The following is a 1186-nucleotide window of genomic DNA, read 5'->3' as shown; positions in this document are numbered from 1 at the left end:
GGCGCGACGATCCGGCATTGGCCGTCGCGCGCGGCTTGGCGGCACGTACGGTCTGGCCCTCGACCACGATCGGGTCGAGACCGCGCGGATTGGCCGAGGCGGTTTGCGCAAGGGCGTCGACCGGCCAGAGCAGAGGGACGAGGGCGACAGAGGACAGCAGGCGACGATTGCGCCCGAGAGGCAGAACGGCGGGAGTCATTTTCTTGGCTCGCGGCTAACGTGGCACGTCACCGCGAAACAGGTCTGCCGCAGCCTTCTTGTGGGCTACGGTTCGACTCGCACCAGGACACCCCGCCCGATGTGCTCGCGTGTGACCACGACTGACGGCAGGTCTCCTGGCTCGCGGGTCGTTGCCGTTCACCGCCTTCCCAGGACGAAAGCCCAGTGGCGTGTGGCGAATGGCTCGCCGCTTACAGTTGCGGGGGCAGCCGCGGAATAGAGCCCGAAGACCCGCACCGCGTTCCCTATTGATCCCCTTCGGGAACCGTCGCTGGTCACGGTATTGGACATACGGCAGCGGTGTCAACGAACCGAACGGAAAAAATCCAGTCAGTCCAAGGGCCAGCGGCTGCACTATGAAATTACCTATCTCAGTGACGACGAAGGTAATGTTATAACATTACATCATTTGGTCAAGCAGTCTGCGGAACAAGGACGGAGGCGCTCCGGGGCACGTTCCGGCGGCCACCGCGCCGAAGCGGGTCTGTCCATCCGCAACCGTCATTGTTATTTCGCGATTTCTGCGTATATTGCGTCGCAACGCGTGCTGGTGCCCGGTCCTATTCGGCCGGGCCTGTTTTTTGCGATTTCAGATTGCGATTGCCCGGCGCGTTTCAGACATAGGCTGGCTTCGGCGCGCCCTTCGGCGCATCCCGCGGTGTGCCTATGATCTCGCTGATCAGGCAACGCCCGCAGGACCGACAGAAGAGCCATGACCCTCCGTAACATCGCCATTATCGCCCACGTCGACCACGGCAAGACTACTCTTGTCGACAAACTGCTGCAGCAGTCCGGCACCTATCGCGACAACCAGCGCCAAGTCGAACGGGCGATGGACTCCAACGATCTCGAACGCGAGCGTGGCATCACCATTCTGGCGAAGTGTACTTCGGTGGTCTGGGGCGACACCCACATCAACATCGTCGACACACCCGGCCACGCCGACTTCGGCGGCGAAGTCGAGCGC

Annotated in this window: 2 protein-coding genes and 1 riboswitch; of the genes, one reads left to right on the top strand and one right to left on the bottom strand. The window is 62.4% G+C overall.

The window, feature by feature from the left end; translation table 11 throughout:
• Positions 1 to 199, bottom strand: a 199-nt coding sequence (locus DYI24_RS26890; protein WP_164574494.1) for a hypothetical protein, incomplete at its 3' end; no start/stop codon positions are given.
• A 109-nt stretch (positions 200 to 308) separates the two neighbouring features.
• A riboswitch (cobalamin riboswitch) is annotated at positions 309 to 504 on the bottom strand.
• A 427-nt stretch (positions 505 to 931) separates the two neighbouring features.
• On the opposite strand from DYI24_RS26890, the gene DYI24_RS26885 reads away from it, so the two are divergent.
• On the top strand, positions 932 to 1186 hold a 255-nt coding region (locus DYI24_RS26885; protein WP_164574493.1), incomplete at its 3' end, for a GTP-binding protein.

Source organism: Rhodopseudomonas sp. BR0C11, assembly GCF_010820945.1.
Classification (GTDB): domain Bacteria; phylum Pseudomonadota; class Alphaproteobacteria; order Rhizobiales; family Xanthobacteraceae; genus Rhodopseudomonas; species Rhodopseudomonas palustris_H.
The sequence above is the reverse complement of the archived record's forward strand: the minus strand, read 5'-3'. Positions and strand labels throughout refer to the sequence as shown.